The organism is Caulobacter segnis ATCC 21756 (genome assembly GCF_000092285.1).
Taxonomy (GTDB): Bacteria; Pseudomonadota; Alphaproteobacteria; order Caulobacterales; family Caulobacteraceae; genus Caulobacter; species Caulobacter segnis.
The window spans coordinates 25,230-50,514 of record NC_014100.1 but is presented as its reverse complement, the minus strand read 5'-3'; the positions used below and the strand labels follow the sequence as shown (position 1 = coordinate 50,514).

Here is a 25,285-nt window from a genome sequence, read left to right as displayed (position 1 = left end):
TGATCCGGATCAGATCATCGCCTGGATCAAAAGGAAAAACGCCCCGACCGACAAAAGCCGGGCGGGGCGTTCATGTGAAGCACCGTGAGGGGAGGATCAGTACTTCACGTTCAGGGTCAGCAGCGCCTGGCGGCCCGGCGCCGGATCGGCGTGGTGCACGCCGTTGGTCCGCGCGATGTAGCGCTCGTCGGTCAGGTTCTGGACGTTGAGCTGCAAGCTCGCCGTCTTGCTGATGGTCCACGAGGCGAAGGCGTCATAGCGGGTGTACGACGGGGCGAAGACCTTATTGGTCCCACCGCCGGCGCCGCCCTGGTTGCCGCCGAACATCTTCGACACGTAGTAGACGCCGCCGCCGACCGACAGCTGCGGCAGCACGCGGTAGGTGGTGAACAGGCTGACGGTGTTCTTGGGCGTATTAGCCAGCGGATCGCCGACGTTGACGCTGGTGTAGGGGCCCTTGACCAGCTCGCTATCCATGTAGGTGTAGCCGCCGAACACCTGCCAGGCCCGCGTGACGTAACCCGACACGCCGATTTCGACGCCCTGCACGCGCACTTCGCCGGCCTGGGCGACTTCGGTCGCGCTGAGCGCGATCTGGGCGTTCTTGCGTTCGGTGCGGAAGACCGCGCCCGAAAGCGCGAGCTTGTCGTTGAAGACGTTCCACTTGGCGCCAGCTTCGATGCTGGTCGTGTCCTCGGGGTCCAGCACGACCTGGGCCGGAGTGGCGGCGGTGTTCTGGTCGCCGCCGGCGATGTTCGGCGGCGTCGAGGAGGTGGCGTACGAGACGTAGAGGCTGCTCGACGGGGTCGGCTTGTAGTTCAGGCCGATCTGGTAGTTGACGAAGTCCCAGCTGGCCTTGGGCAGGCTGGTATAGGTCACGCCCGTCACGACGCCGTTGGCGCTGGTCGCCGTGGCGTTGACACCCTGGGTCGAATAGTCGTCGTAGCGGACGCCGACGTTCAGCAGCAGCTTGTCGGTCAGATCGATCGTGTCGAAGGCGTAGATCGAACCGTTGCGGGTCTTCGAGGTCGAGAGCGGACCCCGGTTGATCACACCGGTCCAGGCGTCACCCGGATTGGGCGCGTAAAGCCGCGTGCAGTCACCCGTTCCCGCGCCGGTGAAGCCGGCCGGGCAGGCCGAGCCCGCCGTCGTGAAGATCACGTAGGTGGCGTTGTCGTTGACTTCGCGCGACAGCTCCACGCCGATGTTGAAGCGGTTCTTCAGGCCGGCCAGCTCGAACTTGCCGGTCAGGTCGGTGACGAAGGCGGTCGTGGTGGTCTCGTTCCAGCGCGACTTGGTCCCGCGCTTCATCCACCACTCGCCGGCCACGAACTGGGCCGCGCCGCCGTCACCCGGATTGGTGACCAGATAGTCGTTGAGCGTCTTGCCGTAGCGAACCACCTGACGGATCGCGAGATCGTCGTTGATCTCGTGACGGACGGCGATCGTGGCGATATCGGCCTTGGTCTTCATCCAGTCGCGCTCGAGGCCGTAGTAGGCGTCGCGCGAGACATCCAGGATGCCGCTGGCCGGGCGCGTGCGGCTGTCCGTGCCCGCCACGCCCCAGGTGCGCTTGGACGCCAGCGGAATGCCGTAGTCCGGATCCTGGTCGGTATCGAGGTGATAGTAGCTGAGCGTGGCCTGGGTCTGGGTGTCGATGCCGAAGGCCAGCGAAGGCGCGACGCCCCAGCGCTTGAAAGAAACGCTGTCGCGGCCGGGCGTGTCGCCGCCCGTAGCCATCAGGTTCAGGCGCAGCGCCGCGTTCTTGGCGAAGGCGTAGTTGCCGTCCGCGGTGACGCGGTAATACTGATCCGTGCCGGCGGCGGCGGAACCGCCCACGAAGCTCTCGGCCTTGGGGGTCTTGGACGATAGGTTGATGCTGCCGCCGCCCGAGCCGCGGCCGCTATAGACCGAATCCGGCCCCTTGATGACTTCGACCTGCTCGAGGTTGAACACCTCGCGGGTTTGCCCGCCCGTGTCCCGCACGCCGTCGACGAAGACGTTGTTGCCCGAACTTTGGCCACGGATGAAAGGACGGTCGGCCAGCGGCTGACCGCCCTCGCCGGCGCCGAAGGTGATGCCGGGCGAGGTGCGCAGAATGTCCTGCAGCGAGGTCGCCGCGGTCTGCTCGATGATCGCGGACGGAATGACCGTCACCGAGCGTGGCGTGTCCAACAGCGGCGCGGTGAACTTGCTCGACGAAGGGTCGGTCACGCGCTTGGCGTCGATCTTCACCGACGAAACCTCGGTGCTGTCCGCGGCGGGCGCGGTGGCGATCGGGGCGGCGGCGTCCATGGCGGCGGCCGAGGCGGCCTGAGCCAGGCCAAGGCCCGCGAGGCCCGCGACGGCGGCGACGCCCAAGGCGCGGCGAGGCCGGCTCACAACGCCGGCGAAGGTCGGATTACGCATATTGATCTTGTCCCCAGAGAGCGCGAACGACGCCCGTCCTGAAATTGCGAGGCGTTCTTAGCGACCTTGAGACGCAGTCGCAATGATAATCGCTCGCAATTGCGGTTTATGTGTCGAGTTGATGACCCTTTCGTTCCCCTCGTCAGACCTTGTGTGTTAGGGGTCGGCGTTCGCGCGACTGGCGTTCGGAGGGAAACGACCCTCGGGAAGCGCGGACGTTCAAAGCCGCTCGCCTGGGCGCCCTCCATATCGCAAACGGAGCCGCGCCATGCCGGACGCCAAGACCTGGATCGCCTTCACGCTCATCTGCCTGGGGATGGCCCTGACCCCTGGGCCGAACATGCTCTATCTGGTCAGCCGTTCGATCTGCCAGGGCCGCTGGGCGGGGATCGTGTCGCTGATCGGCACGGCCGCCGGCTTCATCGTCTATCTGCTGTGCGCGGCCCTGGGCATCACCGCGCTCCTGATGGCCGCGCCGATCGCCTATGACGCCCTGCGGTTCGGCGGCGCGCTTTATCTGGCCTGGCTGGCCTGGCAGGCGATCCGGCCGGGCGGCGCCGCGCCCTTCCAGGTCCGCGACCTGCCCAAGGACAGCCCCGCCAAGCTGATCAGCATGGGCTTCCTGACCAATTTGCTGAACCCCAAGGCGGCCATGCTCTATCTGTCGCTGCTGCCGCAGTTCATCCATACCGAGCAAGGCGGCGTCTTCAGCCAGTCCCTGGCCCTGGGCCTGACCCAGATCGGCGTCAGCATCACCGTCAACGGCGCGATCTGCCTGGCCGCGGGATCCATCGCCGGCTTCCTGGCCCAGCGACCGGGCTTCGCGATGGTCCAGCGCTGGCTGATGGCGACGGTGCTCGGCGGCTTGGCTGTCCGCATGGCCACCGAAGCCCGGCGCTGAGCGCCAGCTTGACGCCGGCGGCGGCGCGGGTCCCTATCCGCGCCGACTGACCTGCCGGAGCCGCCCATGAAGATCGCCCTTGTCGCCGCCGTCGCGTCTCTGGCCCTCGCCGGGACCGCCAACGCTTCGGACCTCAAGTCGTGCGCGGTTCCGATCTCGGTCACTCCGTCCCCGTCCGAGGTCCCGCCGCCGAACGAGATCCACACGGACGTCCCGATCGCCGCCTATCTGCTGGCGCTGTACTGGTCGCCGGAGGCCTGCCGCGCTGGCATCCCGGAGTCCGATAAAGCGATCCAGTGCCAGGCCAACAGCTTCGGCTTCACAGTGCACGGCCTGTGGCCGAACGGGCCGGACAGGGTTCACCCCCGCTACTGCCGCCCTAGCCCGCCGATGAGCCCCGCCACCGTCAAGGCCAACCTCTGCATGACGCCTTCGCCCTGGCTGCTGCAACACGAGTGGCAGGCGCACGGCACGTGCCAGTGGGACACGCCCGAGGCCTATTTCAAGAAGGCCCGCAAGATCCGCGAGAAGCTGAACGTGCCGGACCTCGATCCCGGCGCCGACGGGATCATGACGGCGGGCGAGGTCCGCAAGGCGTTCATCGACCGCAACGGCAAGCTCTCGCCGGAAGGCCTCAACGTCCGCGTCAAGGACGGCCGCCTGACCGAGGTCTGGGTCTGCATGGACCTGAAGTTCAAGTGGGCCGCCTGCCGGGGCGGCAATGGCGCGCCGGACATGGCGGTGGTGAAGGTCACGCCGAAGCGGGGATAAAATCCTTCTCCCCTTGCGGGAGAAGGTGTCGCTGGAAGCGACGGATGAGGGGTCGCGCCGGTCATTTCGAGCGCCCCCCTCACCCGACCCGCTTCGCGGGCCACCCTCTCCCGCGTGGGGAGAGGGAAACACGCATCGACCTCAGCCCTCGATGAAGGCCCGCAGGTCGCGGTTGATGGTTTCGGCTTCCGTCGTGGCCATGCCGTGCGGGAAGCCCGGATAGGTGATCAGCTTGCCGGTCTTGACCAGCTTGATGGCCAGTTCGGCGCTGTCGGCGATCGGGACGATCTGGTCGTCCTCGCCGTGCAGGATCAGGACCGGGACGTCGATCGCCTTGAGGTCTTCGGTGAAGTCGGTCTCCGAGAAGGCGGCGATGCAATCGTAGTGGGCCTTCGCGCCGCCCATCATGCCCTGGCGCCACCAGTTCTCGACCGTCGCCGGCGAGACCTTCGCGCCGTCGCGGTTGAAGCCGTAGAACGGACCGGCGGCCACGTCGTGGAAGAACTGGGCGCGATTGGTCAGCAGGGCCGAGCGGAAGCCGTCGAAGACCTCCATCGGCAGGCCGCCGGGATTGGCGGGCGTCTTCAGCATGATCGGCGGCACCGCGCCGATCAGCACGGCCTTGGCGACGCGGCCGGGCTCGGCGCGCGCTACGTAGCGGGCCACTTCGCCGCCGCCGGTCGAGTGACCGATGTGAATGGCGTTCTTCAGGTCCAGATGCCTAGCCAGCGCGATGACGTCGGCGGCGTAGGTGTCCATCTCGTTGCCGGTGTCGGTCTGGCTGGAGCGGCCATGGCCGCGGCGGTCATGGGCGATGACGCGGTAGCCCTTGTTCAGGAAGAACATCATCTGGGCGTCCCAGTCGTCCGACGACAGCGGCCAACCGTGGTGGAACACGACCGGCTGCGCGTCCTTGGGACCCCAGTCCTTGAAGAAGATCTGCGCGCCGTCGTTGGTGGTGAAGAAGCCGCTGCTCATGATCCCGATCCCTCATTCGGAAGGCCGTCTGGCCCGTCCCGTTGTTCCGATGAAAAGAGAATGCCGCGCGGCCATGGGCGCATATATAGAAATGGTCGAAATCCATGGTTTCTATTTTTGATCTAAATCAAATCGACAGCTCCGACGGCGGCGAGATGCGCCGATAACGCGCCTCCACGAAACCGAACAGGCCGAAGGCGATGAGACCCGCCGCCAGCGCGCCGAGCACGAAGCCGCCGAAAGGCCTCTGTTCGACGGTTTGCAAGGCCTGCCCCCAGCTGCGAGCCTCGGTCGCCCGCGCTTCCAGGCCCGCCAGCATGAGGAAGACACCGACCGGCAGCGTGGCCAGCCCCCGGGCGGCGTAACCGATCTTGGCCAGGGGCTCGACCCATCGACACAGGGCCTTGTCGCACGCCAGGCGCCGACCGAAGTCCTGCGTTAGACCTTGGATGACGTTGCCGACGCCAAAGCCGATCACGACGAGCCCGGCCAGGATGAGCAACCCATCGCCGTGGGGCGCGCCGAGCACGGCGGCGGAGGTCTCCTGGATATCCCCGGCTTCGTCCGCCTCGCCGAAATCCTCAAAGACGTCGAGCAGCTCGAAGGCCGATAGCGCCAGACCGCCATAGACGAGGCCGCTGATCGCCTGCCCCGCCCGGATCGCCCAGGCCTTGGGGGATGTCCCATGGTGGTCGGCGTCGAACACCGCCTGGATCGCGCGCCACGCCGCAAAGCCGGTCAGGCCGCACCCCACGCCGCCGATCAGCACCAGCCCCATGGGCCATCCGGCCCAGGTCTCGAGCACGCCCGTGGCCCCCTTGGCCTGGGGTGTAAGGTCTCCCGCGGCGAGCAGGGCGATGGTCCCGAGTCCGAGATAGACCAGCCCGCGAGCCGCATAGCCCAAGCGCGCGGCCCATTCGAGCAAGCGCGACACATCAAGGCCTCGAGGCCTGATCCATCGGAGCGGTAGCGCCAAGAGCCGACCCAAGCGCTTAAAACCCTTCTTCGTGGGTGATGGCGGTCACCGGGGCGCGCTTGAACCGCGCTCCGCGATAAACCGTCTCCGGCGGATCGCCACGAGCCTCGGCGCCCGTCGAGGCCAAGAAAGCCTCCCACTCATCCTCGGGCAGCAAGAAACCGACGGACTTGTCGGGAGCCTCGTCGATCTCGCGGTCGGCTTGCTGGCGGATGTCCATGGCGGCGCTCCCTGTTCAGCCAGGGACAACGCCTCACGGCGTCACGCGCTCCCAAAACGCAAAACGGGCGGCCCCTTTCGGAGCCGCCCGCCGCGTTCGTTCCGGAAAACCGGGCTTTGAAGGCTTACGCCTCTTCGGCCGCCGTTTCCTTCTTCGACAGGTCTTCACCGGTTTCCTGGTCGACGACCTTCATCGACAGCTTGGTCTTGCCGCGGTCGTCGAAGCCCAGGAGCTTCACCTTGACCATCTGGCCTTCCTTCAGCACGTCCGACGGCTTGGCGACGCGTTCGTTGCTGATCTGGCTGACGTGGACGAGACCGTCCTTGGCGCCGAAGAAGTTCACGAAGGCGCCGAAGTCGACGACCTTCACGACCTTGCCGTCATAGATCTTGCCGACTTCCGCTTCGTCCGTGATCGACTTGATCCAGTCGATCGCGGCCTTGATCTTGGCGCCGTCCGAGGCCGAGACCTTCACGATGCCGTCGTCGTTGATGTCGACCTTGGCGCCGGTGGTGGCGACGATCTCGCGGATCACCTTGCCGCCCGAGCCGATCACTTCACGGATCTTGTCGGTCGGGATGGTGATGGTTTCGATCTTCGGGGCGAAATCGCCGACGTCTTCACGCGGCGCGTCCATGGCCTTGTTCATCTCGCCCAGGATGTGCGCGCGGCCTTCCTTGGCCTGAGCCAGGGCCTGCTCCATGATCTGGGGCGTGATGCCGGCGATCTTGATGTCCATCTGCAGCGAGGTCAGGCCCTCGCTGGTGCCGGCCACCTTGAAGTCCATGTCGCCGAGGTGATCCTCGTCGCCGAGGATGTCCGACAGGACCGCGAAGCCGTCCTTTTCCAGGATCAGGCCCATGGCGATGCCCGAGACCGGACGGACCAGCGGCACGCCGGCGTCCATCATGGCCAGCGACGAACCGCAGACCGTGGCCATCGAGGACGAACCGTTCGACTCGGTGATCTCCGAGACCAGGCGGATCGTGTAGGGGAAGTCTTCCTTGCTCGGCAGCATCGGGCGCAGGGCGCGCCAAGCCAGCTTGCCGTGGCCGATTTCGCGGCGGCCCGGCGAGCCCATGCGGCCCGTCTCACCGACCGAATAGGGCGGGAAGTTGTAGTGCAGCAGGAAGGATTCCTTGTAGGTGCCTTCCAGGGCGTCGATGAACTGCTCGTCGTCGCCGGTGCCCAGGGTCGCCACGACGATGGCTTGGGTCTCGCCGCGGGTGAACAGAGCCGAACCGTGGGTGCGCGGCAGGATGCCGACTTCGCCCAGGATCGGACGGACGGTGCGGACGTCGCGGCCGTCGATGCGCAGGCCGGTGTCCAGGATGCCGCGACGCACGACGTCGGCTTCCAGTTCCTTGAAGATGGCGGCCAGCTTCTGCGGGTCGTAGCCGGCCGGATTGGTGTCCGACTTGCCCAGAGCCTCGATGGCCTTCTTCTTGGCGTTACCGATCGCCTCGTAGCGGTCCTGCTTCTTGGTGATCTTGTAGCCGGCGGCGATGTCCGCGCCGACGATGCCCTTCATCTCGGCCTTGATCGCGTCGGTGTCTTCCGGCTCGAACGCGAAGGGCTCCTTGGCGGCGTGCTCGGCCAGGTCGATGATCGCGTCGATCACGGCCTGCATCTGCTGGTGGGCGAAGTTGACGCCGCCCAGCACGATCTCTTCCGAGAGCTCCTGGATTTCCGATTCGACCATCATCACGGCGTCGGCGGTGCCGGCCACGACGAGGTCCATCTTGCTTTCCTTCATCTCGTCGAGAGTCGGGTTCAGCACGTAGGCGCCGTCGACCCAGCCGACGCGCGCGGCGCCGATCGGACCCATGAACGGGGCGCCCGACAGGGTCAGGGCGGCCGAGGCGGCGACCATGCCCAGGATGTCGGGATCGTTCTCGAGGTCGTGCTGCAGCACGGTGACGACGACCTGGACTTCGTTCTTGAAGCCCTTGACGAACAGCGGGCGGATCGGACGGTCGATCAGGCGGGAGACCAGGGTCTCCTTTTCCGACGGACGGCCTTCGCGCTTGAAGAAGCCGCCGGGGATCTTGCCGGCCGCGAAGGTCTTTTCCTGATAGTTGACCGTCAGGGGGAAGAAGTCTTGGCCCGGCTTCTGGCTCTTGGCGAACACGGCGGTGGCCAGGACGACAGTCTCGCCCATGGTGGCCAGGACGGCGCCGTCGGCTTGACGGGCGATGCGACCGGTTTCGAGGACCAGCGTCTTGCCGCCCCACTCGATCGTCTTGCGTTTGATATCGAACATTTTTCTTCTTTCGGTTCCCGCGGGCGGATTCCCTTCGGGGGCGGACAGGGGCGGACGGCTAACGGAAGCCGGCCCGATGATCCTCATCCAGTGTGACAGGCGGGTTTGAGGACGTGAACCCTCGGACAAAGGGACGACCCGGTTGGAGCGGGCGTCCTTGAGGAGCCTGGCGTACGGCCTGTCTCGGCCGCCGAGCTCCCAATACGCGATCCGCCGCCCTGCTTTCGCGGGGCGGCGGACCTGATGCCTTTAGCGACGCAGACCCAGCTTTTCGATCAGGGACTGATAGCGACCGGCGTCGGACTTCTTCAGGTGGTCGAGGAGCCGGCGACGCTGGGAAACCAGCTTCAGCAGGCCACGACGGCTGTGGTTGTCCTTCTTGTGCGTCTTGAAGTGCTCGGTCAGGTTCGAGATGCGTTCCGAGAGGATCGCGACCTGGACTTCAGCGCTGCCGGTGTCACCCGCGCCGCGGGCGTGTTCGGCGATGAGAGCGGCCTTGCGCTCGATAGTGATCGACATCGGTAAGTCTCCGCTCAGGTGAGTTGGAAGACCCGCACCGGATTGAGCCGCCCGGCGCGCATCTCGCACAGGGCCACCAACCTGTCGCCGGACATGGCGGAAACGGTGCGATCGCCGGGCGGAAGCTCGGCTTTCAACGTTTCCACCTGACGCGGAAGCAGGACGATGGCGCGTCCCTGTGCAAGCCGGAAGGCGTCTTCATCGGTCACGGCCAACGCCGGGATGTCGTCCAGCGCGGTCTCGACCGGAAGCAATGCCTCCGACAGCCGGGCCTCATAGCTCAAATTCTCGAGAGTTTCCAGCGATATCGCCCCGGCCTCCGAGAAGCCCCCCACGCGGGTGCGGCGCAGGTCGGCGACGTGACCGCAGGTTCCGAGCGCCTTGGCGAGGTCCCGGACCACGGCGCGGACATAGGTGCCCTTGCCGCATTCCATCTCCAGCGTGATGTGGTCGACGTCCGGCTGCTCGACGACCTTGAGGTCGAAGATCGTCACCTTGCGGGTCGGCAACTCGAACTCGACCCCGTCACGGGCCAGGTCATAGGCGCGTTCGCCGTCGACCTTGATGGCCGAGAAATTCGGCGGGACCTGGTCGACTTCGCCGACGAAGGCCGGCAGCGCCGCCTCGACCTGGTCGCGGGTCGGACGGACGTCGGAGCTGGCCGTGGTCTCGCCCTCGCGGTCGAGGGTGGTGGTGTCCCGCCCCCAGGCGATGGTGAAGCGATAGGCCTTGTCGGCGTCCATCAGGAACGGAACGGTCTTGGTCGCCTCGCCCAGGGCGATCGGCAGGATGCCGGTGGCCAGGGGGTCCAGCGTGCCTGCGTGGCCGCCCTTCTGGGCGTTGAACGCGCGACGAACGCGGGAGACGGCCGTGGTCGAGGTCAGGTCGTAGGGCTTGTCCAGGCAGATCCAGCCCGAGACCGTCTCGCCCTTCTTGCGGCGAGCCATGCTCAGTCCTCGTCTTCGTCGAGGACGTCCGAAAGGCGACGCGTGTCCTGTTGGACCTTCGGGTCCAGGAACAGCTTGTCCATATAGGCGGCGGTCCCGAAGCTCTCGTCGTGGATGAACTTCAGGTCCGGCGTGAACTTCATGTCGATGCTGCGGCCCAGGCGGCCGCGCAGGAACTTGGACACACGGTTCAGGCCCTTGATCACCTCCGTCGTGTCCTCGCCGGTCAGGCCCGCGCCCAGCGGCTCGACGAAGCAGACGGCGTGCTTGAGGTCCGGGCTCATCCGCACTTCGGACACCGTGACCGAGATGTTGTGCAGCGCTTCGTCCTGCAGCTCCTCCTCCCGGAGGATCTCGACCAGGGCGTGGCGGATCAGTTCGCCGGCGCGGAGCTGGCGTTGCGAGGGGCCGGTCGCGGCCCCCTTCTTGTTGTCGGCATGGCGCTTCATGGCGCGAACGTCCTTTTGGCCCGGCCGGCGGATCGAACGCCGGTGCGCGGGGAAAATCGAAGGCGCGGTGTCTAGGCCTCCCGGCGGCGGAAGTCCAGCGCGGCGTCCGCTAGGCCCCCACCCGCTCCTGGAAGAACGCGATCACCCGGTCGCGCGCCTTCATCGTCCCGCAATCGGGGACCGAGCGATGAAGGTGAAGGGTCAGGACCGAGTGCGGCGCCATCGGCACCCCGGGCGCGGCGTCGTGGTCCTCCAGCTCGATCACCTCGACCTTGTCGCCGAACTCGGCCTTCAGGCGCGCGATGCGGGCGTCGGGGACCAGCTTGTCGGACCGGAAGCGCAGCGCCATGAGGGACAGCCCCTCGTCCGTGAAACGCTGTTTGGCGCAGGCCAGCTCGGCGGCCGAGCAGTCGAGTCCGCCGCGGTCCACGAACGGCAGCGACGGCTGCGACATCACGGGCGCCACCACGGCTGGCTCGGTCATCATCGCCAAGGCGAAGCCGCCGGTGAAGCACATCCCCACGGCGCCCACGCCCTTGCCGCCGCATTCGGCGTGAACCTCGCGGGCCAGGGCGCGCAGCCAGTCGACGATCGGGCTAGAGCGGCCGTCCTTCCAGACGCGAAACTCGCGCCGCACGCACATGTTCTTGAGGATCTCGCCGATCGCATAGCCTTGCGTCACCGTCTTGCCGGGCTTGCCGAACAGACTGGGGCAGAAGGCGGTCATGCCCGCGTCCGCCAGATCCCGAGCGAAGGCCAGCACGCCCGGATGCAGGCCCGGAACCTCGTGAATGACGATGACCGCGGGTCCCGCGCCTATCCGGTAGACCTCGCGCGTCCAGCGGCCGTCATCGAAATCGAAGCGCTCGAACCCCTCCAGCGGATCGTTCGGCATTCCCTGGCCCTCCCTGCCCCGGCGCGAACGCTAGACCGGAAGGGGCCAGGCGGCCAGATCAGTTCGAGGTGTCGGGATGCTGGGGATTGTCGGTCCAGTCCTGCATCGGGTCCGGCGCGGAGCGGCCCTTCGGCAGCCGCCATTCGCCGCGGTAGGAGAAGTCCAGCGTGCCGCAGAGCCGCGCCCGCCCTTGCGCCTTGGGATCGTCGCCGAACGCCTGAATCCGCAGGTCGCGCCGGATGACGATGGTGCTGAATGACAGCCAAAGTCGCGTCGAGCCCGGGCAGAAGGCGCGGACATAGATCTTGCCCTGGGCCGCGCTGGAATCGACTTCGTAGAGCGTCGCGTCGGCGTCGACGCCCTCCATCGCGGAAAGACCACCAGGACCCAGGTCCCTTTGCCGGCCGTCCCTGAGCCGCGCCTCTGCGGGGACGCCGGTGGCCAGGACCTTGATCGGGCGACCGCCGCCCAGCAGGCCCTGGTTGAACAGGATCGTCACGCCCGCGCCCGTCAGCCGCTTGGCGTCGGGCGAGATCGGGTCGTACGAGAACATCCGCGTCTCGGCGCGCGCGGCCGAAGCGGACAGCAGGATCAGGGCCGCAACGCCCCAGCCAGTCTTGATCATCGCTTCAGATGCAGGTTCGCCGCCTGCGGATCAAAGCCGGTCAGACGCCAGGTCGAGCCCTCGCGTGTGAAGGTCAGCAGGCAAGGACCGTCCTTCTTGGCCGCGCAGACCCGGCCATTGTCGACCGGCCGAAGGGTGCTGGCGATCGCGACCCGGCCTGGGATCGGGCGGTCCGGGGTATAGCCATAATAGGTCGCCGCCGCGCGGAAGGTCTCGGGCCGGATCAAGGCTTCGCTAGCCACGTCGGCGATTGGACCCGCCGCCAGGGCCGCCAAGGCTGAAAGCGCGTCGCTGGACCCTCGCCGGCGCGCTTCATCCATCAACCGCGCCTCGATCTGGCCCTTCAGAGCGCGGCGATCAACGTGCGCGTCAAAGCGGGCGCGGTCGTTGTCACGGATCGCCACCAGCAGGTCGTGGACGTCGCCGGCGGCGTCATAGCGGTCAGCTGTCGCGCAAGCGGTCAAGGACGCGGCGACAGCGGTCAGAGCGAGGAGGGCCTTAATACGCATGACGAAGGCGTAGCGCCGGATTGGGGCGATTTCCAGTCTGGCGAAAGCGCCCAAGACAAAGGGCGCGGACCTTGCGATCCGCGCCCTTCGGCATTTCCGATCTCGTGACCAGCCCCTAGAGCTTGTCGGTGTCCGACAAGCTCTAGGTTTTTACCTTGAGCGCGTTCTGAGGGCGAAACCGCCCCCACTTTCGCCCAACGCGCTCTAGTCGAGCTGGCGCTTGATCTCTTCGACGGTGAAGCACTCGATCACGTCGCCGACCTTGATGTCCTGGAAGCCGGCGAACATCATGCCGCATTCCTGACCGACAGGGACTTCGTTGACCTCGTCCTTGAAGCGCTTGAGCGTCTGCAGGGTGCCCAGCTCGAGCACCACGATGTCCTGACGGATGATCCGGACCTTGGCGCCCTTGCGGACAACGCCTTCGGTGACCTTACAGCCGGCGACCTTGCCGACCTTGGAGATGTCGAAGGCCTGCAGGACCTCGGCGTTGCCGAGGAAGGTTTCGCGCTGGATCGGGGCCAGCATGCCCGAGAGCACGCCTTTGATGTCGTCCAGCAGGTCGTAGATGATCGCGTAATAGCGGATCTCGACCCCTTCGCGTTCGGCCAGGGCTCGCGCCTGGGCCGAGGCCCGGACGTTGAAGCCGATGACCGGCGCGCCGGCGCCCTTGGCCAGCATGACGTCGCTTTCGCTGATCGCGCCGGCGCCCGACAGGATGATCCGCGCACGGACCTCGTCGGTCGACATCTTGTCCAGCGAACCGATGATCGCTTCGGCCGAACCCTGCACGTCGGCCTTGATGACCAGCGGCAGTTCTTTCAGCTTCTTGTCCTGCAGCTTGGCCATCATGTCGGCCATCGAGGCGCCGGCGCCCACGGGGGCCATCGACTTCTCGCGCTTCTGGCGGATGCGGTATTCGGTCAGCTCGCGAGCGCGGGCCTCGTTCTCGACCACGGCGAACGCTTCGCCCGGCGAGGGCACGCCGTCCAGGCCGAGGATCTCGACCGGGGTGGCGGGACCGGCTTCGGTCAGCTGCTCGTTACGCTCGTTGAGGAGCGCGCGGACGCGGCCGAACTGGGCGCCGGCGACGACGATGTCGCCGCGCTTCAGCGTGCCGCGGTTGACCAGGACGGTCGAGACGGCGCCGCGACCCTTGTCCAGCTTGGCCTCGATCACCACGCCGTCGGCGGTGCGGTCGGGGTTGGCCTTCAGGTCGAGCACTTCGGCTTGCAGCAGGATGGCTTCGAGCAGCTCCTCGAGACCCGTGCGGGCCTTGGCCGAGACCTCGATCAGCTGGGTGTCGCCACCCAGGCTTTCGACGACGATCTCGTGCTGCAGCAGCTCGTTGACCACGCGCGTGGAGTCCGCGCCCGGCTTGTCCATCTTGTTGACGGCGACGATGATCGGCACCTCGGCGGCCTTGGCGTGTTTGATCGCCTCGATCGTCTGGGGCATGACGCCGTCGTCGCCCGCCACCACCAGCACCACGATGTCGGTGATGTTGGCGCCGCGAGCGCGCATTTGCGAGAAGGCGGCGTGACCGGGCGTGTCCAGGAAGGTCACGCGCTGGCCGTCCTTCAGGCGAACCTGATAGGCGCCGATGTGCTGGGTGATGCCGCCAGCTTCGCCCGCCGCCACGTCCGTCGAACGCAGGGCGTCGAGCAGGCTGGTCTTGCCGTGGTCGACGTGACCCATGATCGTGACGACCGGGGGCCGCGCTTCCATGTGATCGTCGTGATCGTCGGCGCCGATGAAGCCTTCTTCAACGTCGGCTTCCGACACGCGCTTGACGGTGTGGCCGAATTCGGTGGCCACCAGCTCGGCGGTGTCGTTGTCGATGACGTCGTTGATCTTCAGCATCACGCCCTGACGCATCAGGAACTTGATGATGTCCACGCCGCGCACGGCCATCCGGTTGGACAGCTCCTGCACGGTGATGACGTCCGGGATCACGACCTCGCGGGCGACACGGGCCTGTTCGGCCACGCCGCCGCGACGCTTTTCCTTTTCGCGCTCACGGGCCCGGCGGACCGAGGCGAGCGAACGCATGCGGTCGGCGGAATCCCCGTCACCGGCGACGGCCTGGATGGTCAGGCGGCCTTCGCGGCGCTGCGGAGCGCCCTTGACGCGCGAGACGGCCTTGTTCGGCGCGGCGCTCTTGCGACGATCGTCATCCTCGTCCGGACGACGATCCATGACGCTGCCGCCGGGACGCGGTGCCGAGCGGGTGGCGCGCTGGATTTCCGGCGTGGCCGGGGCCGAGGCCGGAACGCCCGGACGCGGACCGCGCGGCGGACCGCCAGGACCACGAGCGCCCGGCGCCGGACGCGGCGCGAGCGCCGAGTAGCGGACGGTCTGCTGCGGACGGTCGCCCTGAGGACGATCGCCTTGCGGACGGTCGCCGCGATAGCCGCCGCGATCGCCTTGCGGACGATCACCGTCGGGACGCGGACCGCGCGGACGGTCGCCTTCGGGGCGCGGGGGGCGCGCTGGCCGAAGTTGGCGCCGGCGTCGGGACGCGGGGCGCGCTGGTTGAACGGACGGTCGCCTTGCGGGGCCGGACGATAGGTCGTCGTGGTCGGACGATCGTCGCGGCGGTCGCGGCTGGGTTCGTAGGTGCGGGTCTGGCCCGACGTCGGGGCGCGCGAGGCGTCCTGACGAGAGGCGTCCTGGCGGGGAGCGTCCTGACGAGGCGCTTCCTGACGCGGCGCTTCGGCGCGCGGCGCGGCCGGCGCTTGCGCGACAGGCGGCTGAACCGGAGCGGCCGGGGGCGGCGTCACAGGCGTGGGCGCGGCCGGCGTGGGAGCCGGAGCCGGAGCCGCCGCCGCGCGTTCGGCCGCGGCCTTGGCGGCGGCTTCACGCTGAGCGGCTTCCTGAGCCGCTCGGGCGCGGGCTTCCGCGGCGGCGCGATCGGCGGCCTGACGGGCCTGAGCCTCGCGGGCGGCGTCGACAACGCGTTGACGGGCGCGCAGTTCTTCCTGCGAAAGACCACCGGCGGAACCGCCGCCCGCCGACGCGCCGCCTTGCGACTGCTGCGGGCGGGGCGCGGGGCCGTCTTGGCGACGCTCTGCCGAAGACGGCGCGGCAAGATTGCCGGACGCGGGCGCGTGGGGCCGCGTCCGCTTGGTTTCCACAACCACCGTCTTGGTCCGGCCGTGGCTGAAGCTTTGCTTCACGACCCCAGCGCTCACCGAGCCCTGACGGGGCTTCAGCGTGATCGGGGCTCGTCCGCCGGGTCGGCCGTTTTCGTTCTCGTCGCTCATGCGCTCGCTTGTACTTCCGCCGGGCGGTACCCGGCTAAAAAAACCGTTCGTTCCATGTGAGAAAGGGGCCTGGACGTACCTGCCGAAGCAGGCGCGTTTCCCGACCCTTCGCCCACGGACACGGCCCGGATGGCCGTATCCAACGTCTTAAGATTCTAGAGCTTTTGCATCGCACCGTCGGTTCCGGTGAGATGCAAAAGCTCTAGCCCTCCCCGCGCTCCCTCGCCGTCCATTCGGTCGGTGAGAGCGGGCGGAAGCCTGATAAACGCTCGACGTCCAAAGTCCAGCGATCCAGGCCACGCCCAGCAAGGAGCGCCGTGTGTATCACATTCTCCCCGCCCAAGGCCAAACCCAATTCGTCCGAACTGAACGCGCCCAGCAAACGGGGCGGCGTGGGGGCCCTGCGGGCGGCGGCGAGGATCTTGCGGCGACCGTCCTCGGCGCCGTCCGACGCCTCGATCAGCCAGGCCACCTTACCCGTTGCCAGGGCGGCGACCACCTTCTCGTATCCCGAGATAATGACGCCAGCCTTCCGCGCAAGGCCCAGGCCCTCCAGAACACGTCGCGCCAGCAAGGCCTCGACCTGATCGGCGAGGTCCGGCGCGGCCGTCAGCTTCATCTTGGCCGCGCGCGAGAAAAGACCCTTCTTGGCGGCGGTCGAGACTGAGTCCCGATCGGCCCCGACCCAGACCCCGCGACCGGGCAGCTTGCGCGCCAGGTCCGGGACCACAGCCCCGTCCGGCCCCGCCACGAAGCGGATCAGGCGCGCCTCGTCGGTCGCCTCGCCAAGGACGATGTCCTTGCGCTGGCGGCTGGCCTCGGCGTGGGTCTTGGGGTTGGTCTGGTCGGTCATGGGTCCTGAATAGCGAACGGCCCCGCGGATTGCTCCGCGAGGCCGTCACCTAACGCTTGGGAGGGCCTTAGGCCTCTTCTTCCGAGACAGCTTCTTCCAAAACGGCCTCTTCCGAGACGACGTCCTCGGCGACAACCTCGCCGTCGCTTTCGAACTCGCCTTCGACCTCTTCGTATTCCGGCTCCGGCGGCGCCTCGACCCAGCCCATGGCCACGCGAGCGCGCATGATCAGCGCCTCGGCGTCCTCGGGCGACAGGTTGAAGGTCTCCAGGATGCCCGGCTCGCGCACGCGCTCGCCATTCTTGCTTTCGAACCAGCCACGCATGTCGTCGGGCACCAGACCCGCCAAGTCCTCGACCGTCTTCACGTCGCCTTCGCCCAGAGCCACGGCCATGGCCAGGGTCACGCCCTCGATGGCCAGGACCTCGTCCTCGACGCCCAGCGCCTTGCGCTTGGCGTCCAGCTCAGCGGCTTCCTTCTCGAGGAATTCGCGAGCGCGGGCCTGCAGTTCCTCGGCGGTCTCCTCGTCGAAGCCCTCGATCGCGGCGATCTCGTGCGGCTCGACATAGGCGACGTCTTCCACCGCGGCGAAGCCTTCGGTGACCAGCAGCTGGGCGATGACCTCGTCGACGTCCAGGGCTTCCTGGAACAGGGCCGTGCGCTCGGTGAACTCGCGCTGACGGCGCTCGCTCTCCTGGCTTTCGGTCATGATGTCGATCTGCCAGCCGGTCAGCTGCGAGGCCAGACGGACGTTCTGACCGCGACGGCCGATGGCCAGCGACAGCTGCTCGTCCGGCACCACGACTTCGACGCGCTCGTCTTCCTCGTCCATGACGACCTTGGAGACTTCGGCCGGGGCCAGGGCGTTGACGATGAAGGTGGCTTCGTCTTCCGACCACTGGATGATGTCGATCTTCTCGCCCTGCAGCTCGGCCACGACCGCCTGCACGCGCGAACCGCGCATGCCGACGCAGGCGCCGACGGGGTCGATCGAGCTGTCGTTCGAGATGACGGCCATCTTGGCGCGCGAGCCCGGGTCGCGGGCCACGGCGCGGATCTCGATGACGCCGTCGTAGACTTCCGGCACTTCCTGGGCGAACAGCTTGGCCATGAAGCCGCCGTGCGCGCGGCTCAGCATGATCTGCGGGCCCTTGGTCTCGCGACGGACGTCGTAGATGTAGGCGCGGATGCGGTCGCCGACGTTGAAGTTTTCGCGCGGGATCGACTGATCGCGACGCATGATGCCTTCGCCGCGGCCCAGATCGACGATCACGTTGCCGTATTCGACGCGCTTGACGCTGCCGTTGACGATCTCGCCGACGCGATCCTTGTACTCGTCGTACTGACGCTCGCGCTCGGCTTCGCGGACCTTATGCATGACGACCTGGCGGGCCATCTGGGTCTGGACGCGGCCGATCTCGAACGGCGGCAGGGCCTCTTCGTAGACCTTGCCGATCTCGGCGTCGCGCCAGGCGCGCTTGGCGATCGACAGCGGCATCTTGCCGATCTCGCCTTCCAGCTCGGCGTCGTCGGACACGACCTCGATCACGCGCTTCTGCGTCGTCTCGCCCGTCTTCGGGTCGATCTTGACGCGGATGTCGTGCTCGGCGCCGTAGCGGGCGCGGGCGGCCTTCTGCAGCGCGTCCTCGATGGCCTCGATGACGACTTCCTTCTCGATGCCCTTTTCACGGGCGACCGCATCGGCGATCTGCAGGAGTTCAAGCCGGTTGGCGGCGATGCCGATGGCCATGGTCAGTCCTCTTCACTTTCGGACACGTCGTCGTTGTCGGATTGGTCGTTTTCTGATTTCAGGCGGGCGGCGCGCTGCTTGGCGCCCCGATCCATCAGGGTGTCGGTCATGACGAGCTTGGCGTCGATGATCCAGGCGAACGGGAAGTAGACGGTGACGTCGTCCTCGCCCTCGATGTTCAGGCCGACCTGGTCGTCCTCGATCCCGGCCAGTTCGCCCTTGAAGCGCTTGCGGCCTTCGGCCACGCGGTCGAGTTCGATGCGGGCCTCGAGACCGGCGTAGTCCTCGAAATCCTTCAGGCGGGTCAGCGGGCGGTCGACGCCGGGGCTGGAGACTTCCAGCGTATATTCGCCGGCGATCGGGTCGGCCGCGTCCAGGATTTCGGAGATGCCGCGCGACAGGCGGGCGCAGTCCTCGACGTTCATGTCGCCGCCCGTGCCGTCCTCCAGCAGCGGGTGTTCGGCCATGATCTGCAGCCGGCGCTGCTCGGCGCCGCCCATCAGGCGCAGCCGCACGATCTCGTAGCCGAGGCTCTCGGCGACGGGGTCGAGCATCTCGATCAGGTCACGGTCTTCCTGCGTCTTGCCGCGCACGTTCTTCTCAACTCGATGGGCCGAAAGAGGCGCGCCCCTTCGGCCAAACAAAAAGCGGCAGCCTTTTGGGCCGCCGCTCGAAAGCGCCATCTAGCGCTAACGGACGATGTGGGATGGTTTATAGGCGAATTGGGGAGCCTTGTCGACTCCGACGACGCTCTCCCCTTCCGCGTCGCAGCAATTTCGGCCTATAAGCCCGTCCGCGCAGGCCGCCTCCCCGCGAGCCAACACAAGACAAAGAGTCACGATGGACCTCTCCAAGATCCCGACCGGGGCCAATCCGCCTTACGATCTGAACGCCATCATCGAGATCCCGCAGGGCGGCGAGCCGGTGAAGTACGAGATCGACAAGGAAAGCGGCGCCCTGATGGTCGACCGCTTCCTGCACACGGCCATGTTCTATCCGGCCAACTACGGCTTCATCCCGCACACCCTGGCCGACGACGGCGACCCCGCCGACATCATGGTCGTGGGCCCGACCCCGGTGGTGCCTGGCGCGATCATCCGCTGCCGCCCGATCGGCACCCTGATGATGGTCGACGAGGCCGGTTCGGACGAGAAGATCCTCGCCGTGCCGGTCGACAAGCTGCACCCGTTCTACACGGGCGTCTCCAGCTGGCGCGACCTGCCGACCATCCTGACCGAGCAGATCGCCCACTTCTTCCAGCACTACAAGGACCTGGAAAAGGGCAAGTCGACCAAGATCAGCGGGTGGGCCGACATCGAGGAAACCGCCGACATCATCCGCACGGCGATCAAGCGCTACAACGAAACCTACTGATCCGAAAAAGGCCGGCGCCCAGCGCCGGCCTTTCTTCTTTCAGACCCGGACGAAGTCCAGGAACACCGGCGCGCAGTCGCCCAGCTTCTTTTCCTCGTAGCGCGTCGTGACGTGATCGGCCGGGATCGCGTTGCGGTCGGCCGTCTCGTCCGCGAAACGGAAGGTCGGATCCGCCAGCACCCGCTCGGTGGTCCATTCGGCGTAGTCGGCCCAGTCGGTCGCGAAGCGCAGGGCCGCGCCCGGCTTCATCACCCGCGCCAGCTTGGCGACGAACGCCGGCTGGATCAGGCGGCGCTTGTTGTGCCGCGCCTTGTGCCAGGGGTCCGGGAACATGATGAAGACGCGGTCCAGGCACGCATCCGGCAGCCAGTCGACCACGTCGCGGGCGTCGCCCTCGTGGATGCGGACGTTCTTGAGCGCCTGCTCCTCGACGTGACGGACCGCGCTGGCGACGCCGTTCACGAACGGCTCGGCCCCGATCACCAAGACGTCCGGGTTACGGCCAGCCTGGGTGGCCATGTGTTCGCCGCCACCGAAACCGATCTCCAGCCAGACCGCCTTGGCGCCCGGCGCCAGGTCCAGCGGCTGGAACGGCCCCTGCGGAACGGCGATCTCGGGCAGCAGGGTGTCGAGCAGCGCCTGCTGGCGCGGCTTCACCGGACGCGACTTCAGGCGGCCGAACGAGCGCAGCGGCCCGTGGGGTTGTTGCGGGTTGGTCATGGGGCGCGTCTTAAAGCTCTGAGCACGAAATGAAAACGGGCCCCGACCCGGCTGGATCGGAGCCCGCTTCCGAAAGTCTAAGGTGAAGCTTACGCCAGGCCCTTCAGGTCGCTGACCAGGTCGGTCTTCTCCCACGAGAAGCCGCCCTCGTTGTCGGGCGTCCGGCCGAAGTGACCGTAGGCGGCCGTACGGGCGTAGATCGGACGGTTCAGCTGCAGGTGCTCGCGGATGGCCCGCGGGGTGGCGCCGCCGATCAGCTGCGGCAGGGTCTTTTCCAGCACCGCCGGATCGACCTTGCCTGTGCCGTGCAGGTCGACGTGGAACGAGACCGGCTGGGCCACGCCGATGGCGTAGGCGATCTGGATGGTGCAGCGGTCGGCCAGGCCGGCGGCCACGACGTTCTTGGCCAGGTAGCGGCAGGCGTAGGCGGCCGAGCGGTCGACCTTGGTCGGGTCCTTGCCCGAGAAGGCGCCGCCGCCGTGCGGGGCCGCGCCGCCGTAGGTGTCGACGATGATCTTGCGGCCGGTCAGGCCGGCGTCGCCGTCCGGGCCGCCGATCTCGAAACGGCCGGTCGGGTTGACCAGCCACTGAGTCTTCTTGGTGATCAGACCGTCCGGGAAGATCGGCAGGATGTGCGGCTTGATCAGGTCCAGGACGCGCTTGGAGGTCGCGGCCTTGCCGTCGATCTTCTTCTTGTGCTGGTGCGACACGACGATCGACACCACGCGCTGCGGGCGGCCGCTGCCATCGTACTCGAGCGTGACCTGGCTCTTGGCGTCGGGCTCCAGCTCGGACAGTTCGCCCGAGTGGCGCAGTTCGGCCAGGCGCTTGAGGACATTGTGGCTGTACTGCAGGGTCGCCGGCATCAGCTCAGGCGTCTCGGTGCTGGCGTAGCCGAACATGATGCCCTGGTCGCCGGCCCCCTCGTCCTTCTTGTCGGTGGCGTCCACGCCCTGGGCTATGTGCGCCGATTGGCCGTGCAGGTAGTTGGCGTACTTCGCCTTCTGCCAGTGGAAGCCCTTCTGCTCGTAGCCGATGTCCTTGATCGCGGCGCGGACCTTCGGCTCCAGCGAGCCGAGGATGTCCTTGGTCAGCTGCTTGTTGGCTTTCTTGTCGGCGCCCGGCTTGCCGGCGCGGACCTCGCCCGCCAGCACGATGCGGTTGGTGGTGACCAGGGTCTCGCAGGCCACGCGAGCCTCGGGATCCACGCTCAGGAAGGCGTCGACGACGGTGTCGCTGATGCGATCGGCGACCTTGTCGGGATGGCCTTCGGAAACGCTCTCGCTGGTGAAGATGTAGGACGAACGGGTCAAGAGACAGCTCCGGCCATGGGAGGCGCGCGTAAGCACGCCATTCGGCGTTCAGTTAGACCGGAACCATATAAAGATATGTTTATGCGGGCAAGCGAACCTGGCGATCAATCGTCTTCGCCGAGTTCCTCCTCCTCGGCCATGGAGCGGACCAGCTCTAAAATCCGACGACGAACCTTCGACCGCGTGATCCGCGGGAACTGGGCGGCCAGCTCCAAACCTTCGGACGTCATCAGGAAATCGTGGACGAACGGCTCGCCCGGCTCCGACACGCCGTCGACGGTGGTCTCGAGCCCCTCGAAGAAATAGCCGACCGACGCCTGAAGGCTTTTGGCGATCTCGTACAGCTTGCTGGCGCTGACCCGGTTGGCGCCGCGCTCATACTTCTGGATCTGCTGGAAGGTCAGACCCAGGTCCTCCGCCAGACGCTCCTGACTCACGCCAAGGATCTTGCGGCGCATCCGAATGCGCGCGCCCACGTGCAGGTCGACCGGATTGGGATGGCGTTCGGCGCCCGACAAATCGCTCATGCCCACGCTTGATAGCTGAAATTGCGGTTTTAATTCAGCGCGAGTCTTTCGATGGCGCAATAGTCCACAAGGATTTACCTGCTCTCAGGCGAACTGACGCAACCATAGATATCAGTAGAAGCGCCAAAAAGGCGCCATCGCCGAAGTTGTCGAAAGGCGTCACCTGACCGCGGCCTGGTATTTGCGCATCGATAACGCCAGTTTGTCCTAGGCCGAGGCGGGCGTCGTCCAAAACTCGACCATCCGCCCCGATGACAGCGCTGACACCTGTCGGCGTGGCGCGGAGGATGGGCCTTGCGTGCTCGATCGCACGGTAGCTGGCCAGGTTGAGATGCTGCAGCGGCCCGGACGTGACCCCGAACCAGGCGTCGTTCGAGACGTTGATCAGGACCCGGACGTCCTTGTTTTTCTTGGCTAATCCGGGAAAGAGGCTCTCGTAGCAGATCAGGGGCTGAGTCAGGAGATCCGGCAGGACCCGCAACGGCGCGGGTCTAGGCCCGGTGGCGAAGCCGTCCCCCAGGTGGGCCAAACTTTTAAACCCAATTTGGGTAAGAAACGCTTCCGCAGGCAAGTATTCGCCGAAAGGCACAAGCCGATGCTTGTCGTACACGCCGACGATCTCGAGGTCGGTGTCGGTTCGGCGCAGGGCGATCAGGCTGTTGTAGTAGACGGGTTTGTCGATCGGGCCCTCGTAGCGGTAGCCGCCGATCAGCAGGGTTTGTCCGGGCTGCACGCTGTCGACGATCGCCTGGCGCACCCAGGTCCCGGGCGCGAGATAGTCGTTGATCGCAGCCGGCAGCGCGCCTTCGGGCCAGATCACGAGGTCGGCCGGTTTGCCCGCATAGGGCTTGGCCGTCAGCGAGACGTAGGCCTGGACGATCTGGGCGAAGCGCGCCGCGTCCCACTTGGCGTCCTGCTTGATGTCCGCCTGGACGATGCGAACGGACACGGGCCGCTCTTGAAGCAAGGGCTTGTGCAGGGCCAGCGCGCCATAGCCGTAAAGCCCGGCCAGTCCGACGGCCGCCGAGGCCAGGGCGGCGCGACCGCCCCGCCCTTCACGCCAGACCGCCGGCGCGGCGGCGATGGCCAGGGTGATCCAGGTCAGGCCATAGGCGCCCACCAGGGCGGCCGCCTGCGACGGCGCGGAACCCGCGCGCCAGGTCTCGCCCGGCAGGTTCCAGGGAAAGCCGGTCAGGACATGACCCCGCGCCCACTCCAGCGCCGCGAAGACGCCAGCGAAGGTCAGGATGCGCCAAGCGCTCGCTGGACGCGCGAGCCGATACAGCAGGCCCGCCAAGCCCCAGAACAGCGCCAGGCCGCCCGCCATGGCGGCGATCGCGAATGGCGCCATCCAGCCCTGGTTGGCGGCGTCGACGAGGAAGGCCTCGCCGATCCACCAGGTGCCGAGTCCGAAATAGCCGACGCCCGCCAGCCAGCCGCGCCAGAAGGCCGAACGCAACGGCTTGGTCTCGGCCGCGGTGTCCAGAAGATGCAGCAGCAGCGCGTAGCCGAGCAGCCCAGGCAGCACGCCGAACGGCGGGTGGGCCAGGGCGGCGGCCAAGCCGGCGATCAGGGCCAGCAGGGATCCGCTCCAGGGGCGCTGTCGAAAGCGGCTCCAGGCGGTCACGAAGCGCCGAGGTCCTCGGACACCGACTCGAGGGCCTCTGGCCGCGGCGCGGGGCCGCCGCGCACGCGCACGCGGCGCACGCGGCGCGGATCGGCCTCGACGACCTCGAACTCGTAGCCGTCCGGATGGGCGATCACTTCGCCCCGCTGCGGCACGCGCCCGGCCAGGGCCACGACGAGGCCGGCGACGGTGTCGATGTCCTCTTCCATGTCCGCCGGCGCCAGTTCGCGCCCGAGGGCGGCTTCCAGCTCCTCCAGCGGCGCGCGCGCGTCGGCGTCGTAGACGCCGCCCGGCCGCGCCACGATCGCGACCGCCGCGGCGTCGTCATGTTCGTCGTCGATCTCGCCGACCACCGCTTCGATCAGGTCTTCCATCGTCACCACGCCGTCCGTGCCGCCGAACTCGTCGATGACCAGCGCCATGTGGATCCGGCTGGTGCGCATGCGCAGAAGCAGATCGGCGGCCTTCATCGAGGCGGGCACATACAACGCTTCACGGCGCAGCTTGTTCAGCACGAGGTCGGCGGATGTCGGACGGCGGACGTCCTCGGCGAGCAGCTTGAAGACATCCTTGACGTGGACCACGCCCACCGGGTCGTCCAGAGTCTCGCGATAGATCGGCATGCGTGAGTGACCCGCCTCGACGAACTGGGCGACCAACGCTTCGAATGGCGTGGAGAGCTCGACCGCGATGATGTCGGCCCGTGGCGTCATCACATCGGCGACCCTCAGGGTCTGGAAGGCCTCGGCCTGGTCGACGAGGTCGACTTCGCCGGTCTGGGCCGGCGGCTCGGGCGGACGCGGAGACTCGCCGCCACCGACGGTCAGCCGCTTTCGCATGCGTCTTAAGAACGCCCGCACGCCCCGGCTTCTACGCGCCGGCGCGGCGGGCTGTTGACTAGGCTCGTCGCTGGGCATGGCCCTGGTCAGCGTCCCTCTTTATCGCTGGCGTAGGGGTCAGGAACGTCCAGCCCCGCCAGGATCTCGCGTTCGAGCGCCTCCATGGCTTCCGCCTCGTCGTCGCTCTCGTGGTCGTATCCTAGGAGATGTAGCACGCCATGCGCCACCAGATGTTGCAGGTGGTGCGCCAGAGGCTTGCCCTGCTCTTCGGCCTCCCGCGCGCAAACGCCGTAGGCCAGGGCGATGTCGCCGATCTGGCCTTCTGGATTGGGTGGCGAAGGAAAGGACAGGACGTTGGTCGCATAGTCCTTCTGGCGGAAGTCGCGATTCAGCCCCTGAACGGTGTCGTCGTTGGTCAGCAGGATCACGATCCCCTGGCCTTCGATGTCCTCATGCGCGTCCAGCACCGCCTGGGCGGCGCGCCAGACCAGGGCTTCGGCGTCCTCGGCGGCCTTGGTCCAGGCCTCGTCCTCGATCTCGATGTCTACGGTGAT

The 25,285-nt window shown here is 67.2% G+C and carries 23 protein-coding genes, 2 pseudogenes and 1 riboswitch; of the genes and pseudogenes, 4 read left to right on the top strand and 21 right to left on the bottom strand.

Going from position 1 to position 25,285, the window contains the following annotated elements; translation table 11 throughout:
* Positions 1-96: 96 nt before the first annotated feature.
* A complete protein-coding gene (locus CSEG_RS00220) occupies positions 97-2,409 on the bottom strand; it encodes a TonB-dependent receptor (RefSeq protein WP_013077249.1) in 2,313 nt (770 codons plus the stop codon).
* A gap of 164 nt (positions 2,410-2,573) precedes the next feature.
* Positions 2,574-2,655, top strand: a riboswitch (ZMP/ZTP riboswitch).
* 22 nt (positions 2,656-2,677) lie between these two features.
* On the opposite strand from CSEG_RS00220, the gene CSEG_RS00215 reads away from it, so the two are divergent.
* The 3 genes and pseudogenes from CSEG_RS00215 to CSEG_RS22365 form a co-directional block, all read left to right on the top strand.
* The gene (locus CSEG_RS00215; protein ID WP_013077248.1) at positions 2,678-3,310 is read left to right on the top strand and encodes a LysE family translocator; all 633 of its coding nucleotides are present in this window, start codon (positions 2,678-2,680) and stop codon (positions 3,308-3,310) included.
* Positions 3,311-3,376: 66 nt separating this feature from the next.
* Complete coding sequence (locus tag CSEG_RS00210; RefSeq protein WP_013077247.1) at positions 3,377-4,081, top strand: ribonuclease T2; 705 nt, start codon at positions 3,377-3,379, stop codon at positions 4,079-4,081.
* A 1-nt stretch (position 4,082) separates the two neighbouring features.
* Positions 4,083-4,214, top strand: a pseudogene (locus tag CSEG_RS22365) (hypothetical protein); the annotation flags it as partial.
* 8 nt (positions 4,215-4,222) lie between these two features.
* Here the strand turns inward: CSEG_RS22365 and CSEG_RS00205 are convergent.
* The 14 genes and pseudogenes from CSEG_RS00205 to rimP all read right to left on the bottom strand — a co-directional run bounded on the left by CSEG_RS00205 (position 4,223) and on the right by rimP (position 18,924).
* The gene (locus CSEG_RS00205) at positions 4,223-5,059 is read right to left on the bottom strand and encodes an alpha/beta fold hydrolase (protein ID WP_013077246.1); all 837 of its coding nucleotides are present in this window, start codon (positions 5,057-5,059) and stop codon (positions 4,223-4,225) included.
* Positions 5,060-5,186: 127 nt separating this feature from the next.
* Complete coding sequence (locus CSEG_RS00200; protein ID WP_013077245.1) at positions 5,187-5,993, bottom strand: DUF1206 domain-containing protein; 807 nt, start codon at positions 5,991-5,993, stop codon at positions 5,187-5,189.
* A gap of 58 nt (positions 5,994-6,051) precedes the next feature.
* A complete protein-coding gene (locus CSEG_RS00195) occupies positions 6,052-6,255 on the bottom strand; it encodes a hypothetical protein (protein ID WP_013077244.1) in 204 nt (67 codons plus the stop codon).
* Between the two features lie 124 nt (positions 6,256-6,379).
* Positions 6,380-8,518 carry a polyribonucleotide nucleotidyltransferase gene (pnp, locus tag CSEG_RS00190; RefSeq protein ID WP_013077243.1) on the bottom strand — a complete coding sequence of 713 codons (2,139 nt, stop codon included), beginning with the start codon at positions 8,516-8,518 and terminating at the stop codon, positions 6,380-6,382.
* A gap of 249 nt (positions 8,519-8,767) precedes the next feature.
* Entirely contained in the window at positions 8,768-9,037 is a 270-nt protein-coding gene (gene rpsO, locus CSEG_RS00185) for a 30S ribosomal protein S15 (RefSeq protein WP_013077242.1), read from the bottom strand.
* Positions 9,038-9,051: 14 nt separating this feature from the next.
* Positions 9,052-9,984, bottom strand: a complete 933-nt coding sequence (gene truB, locus CSEG_RS00180) for a tRNA pseudouridine(55) synthase TruB (RefSeq protein ID WP_013077241.1) — start codon at positions 9,982-9,984, stop codon at positions 9,052-9,054.
* 2 nt (positions 9,985-9,986) lie between these two features.
* Complete coding sequence (gene rbfA / locus CSEG_RS00175; protein WP_013077240.1) at positions 9,987-10,433, bottom strand: 30S ribosome-binding factor RbfA; 447 nt, start codon at positions 10,431-10,433, stop codon at positions 9,987-9,989.
* A gap of 109 nt (positions 10,434-10,542) precedes the next feature.
* Positions 10,543-11,328: a dienelactone hydrolase family protein gene (locus tag CSEG_RS00170; RefSeq protein ID WP_013077239.1), complete on the bottom strand. Its 786-nt coding sequence runs from the start codon at positions 11,326-11,328 to the stop codon at positions 10,543-10,545.
* A 58-nt stretch (positions 11,329-11,386) separates the two neighbouring features.
* Positions 11,387-11,953, bottom strand: a complete 567-nt coding sequence (locus tag CSEG_RS00165; protein WP_013077238.1) for a hypothetical protein — start codon at positions 11,951-11,953, stop codon at positions 11,387-11,389.
* Entirely contained in the window at positions 11,950-12,462 is a 513-nt protein-coding gene (locus CSEG_RS00160) for a DUF2939 domain-containing protein (protein WP_013077237.1), read from the bottom strand. The genes CSEG_RS00165 and CSEG_RS00160 overlap by 4 nt, the downstream gene beginning before the upstream one ends.
* Positions 12,463-12,666: 204 nt before the next feature.
* A pseudogene (infB, locus tag CSEG_RS00155) lies at positions 12,667-15,728 on the bottom strand (translation initiation factor IF-2).
* Positions 15,729-15,930: 202 nt separating this feature from the next.
* Positions 15,931-16,581: an RNA-binding protein gene (locus tag CSEG_RS00150; RefSeq protein WP_013077236.1), complete on the bottom strand. Its 651-nt coding sequence runs from the start codon at positions 16,579-16,581 to the stop codon at positions 15,931-15,933.
* A gap of 67 nt (positions 16,582-16,648) precedes the next feature.
* Positions 16,649-18,331, bottom strand: a complete 1,683-nt coding sequence (gene nusA, locus CSEG_RS00145) for a transcription termination factor NusA (protein WP_013077235.1) — start codon at positions 18,329-18,331, stop codon at positions 16,649-16,651.
* 2 nt (positions 18,332-18,333) lie between these two features.
* Entirely contained in the window at positions 18,334-18,924 is a 591-nt protein-coding gene (gene rimP / locus CSEG_RS00140) for a ribosome maturation factor RimP (RefSeq protein WP_013077234.1), read from the bottom strand.
* Between the two features lie 247 nt (positions 18,925-19,171).
* Between rimP and ppa the strand changes: the two genes are divergently transcribed.
* The gene (gene ppa / locus CSEG_RS00135; RefSeq protein ID WP_013077233.1) at positions 19,172-19,705 is read left to right on the top strand and encodes an inorganic diphosphatase; all 534 of its coding nucleotides are present in this window, start codon (positions 19,172-19,174) and stop codon (positions 19,703-19,705) included.
* A 39-nt stretch (positions 19,706-19,744) separates the two neighbouring features.
* Here the strand turns inward: ppa and trmB are convergent, their stop codons facing one another.
* The 6 genes from trmB to ybeY form a co-directional block, all read right to left on the bottom strand.
* Positions 19,745-20,425 (bottom strand): tRNA (guanosine(46)-N7)-methyltransferase TrmB, encoded by a 681-nt coding sequence (gene trmB / locus CSEG_RS00130; protein WP_013077232.1) that lies wholly within the window; start codon positions 20,423-20,425, stop codon positions 19,745-19,747.
* Between the two features lie 89 nt (positions 20,426-20,514).
* Positions 20,515-21,738 (bottom strand): methionine adenosyltransferase, encoded by a 1,224-nt coding sequence (metK, locus tag CSEG_RS00125; protein ID WP_013077231.1) that lies wholly within the window; start codon positions 21,736-21,738, stop codon positions 20,515-20,517.
* Positions 21,739-21,842: 104 nt separating this feature from the next.
* Positions 21,843-22,271 (bottom strand): helix-turn-helix domain-containing protein, encoded by a 429-nt coding sequence (locus tag CSEG_RS00120; protein ID WP_167535112.1) that lies wholly within the window; start codon positions 22,269-22,271, stop codon positions 21,843-21,845.
* A 28-nt stretch (positions 22,272-22,299) separates the two neighbouring features.
* Entirely contained in the window at positions 22,300-23,892 is a 1,593-nt protein-coding gene (gene lnt / locus CSEG_RS00115; protein WP_013077229.1) for an apolipoprotein N-acyltransferase, read from the bottom strand.
* Positions 23,889-24,809 (bottom strand): hemolysin family protein, encoded by a 921-nt coding sequence (locus CSEG_RS00110; RefSeq protein ID WP_013077228.1) that lies wholly within the window; start codon positions 24,807-24,809, stop codon positions 23,889-23,891. Before CSEG_RS00110 ends, lnt begins: the two co-directional genes overlap by 4 nt.
* An 8-nt stretch (positions 24,810-24,817) precedes the next feature.
* Entirely contained in the window at positions 24,818-25,273 is a 456-nt protein-coding gene (ybeY, locus tag CSEG_RS00105; protein WP_167535149.1) for an rRNA maturation RNase YbeY, read from the bottom strand.
* Positions 25,274-25,285 lie beyond the last annotated feature (12 nt).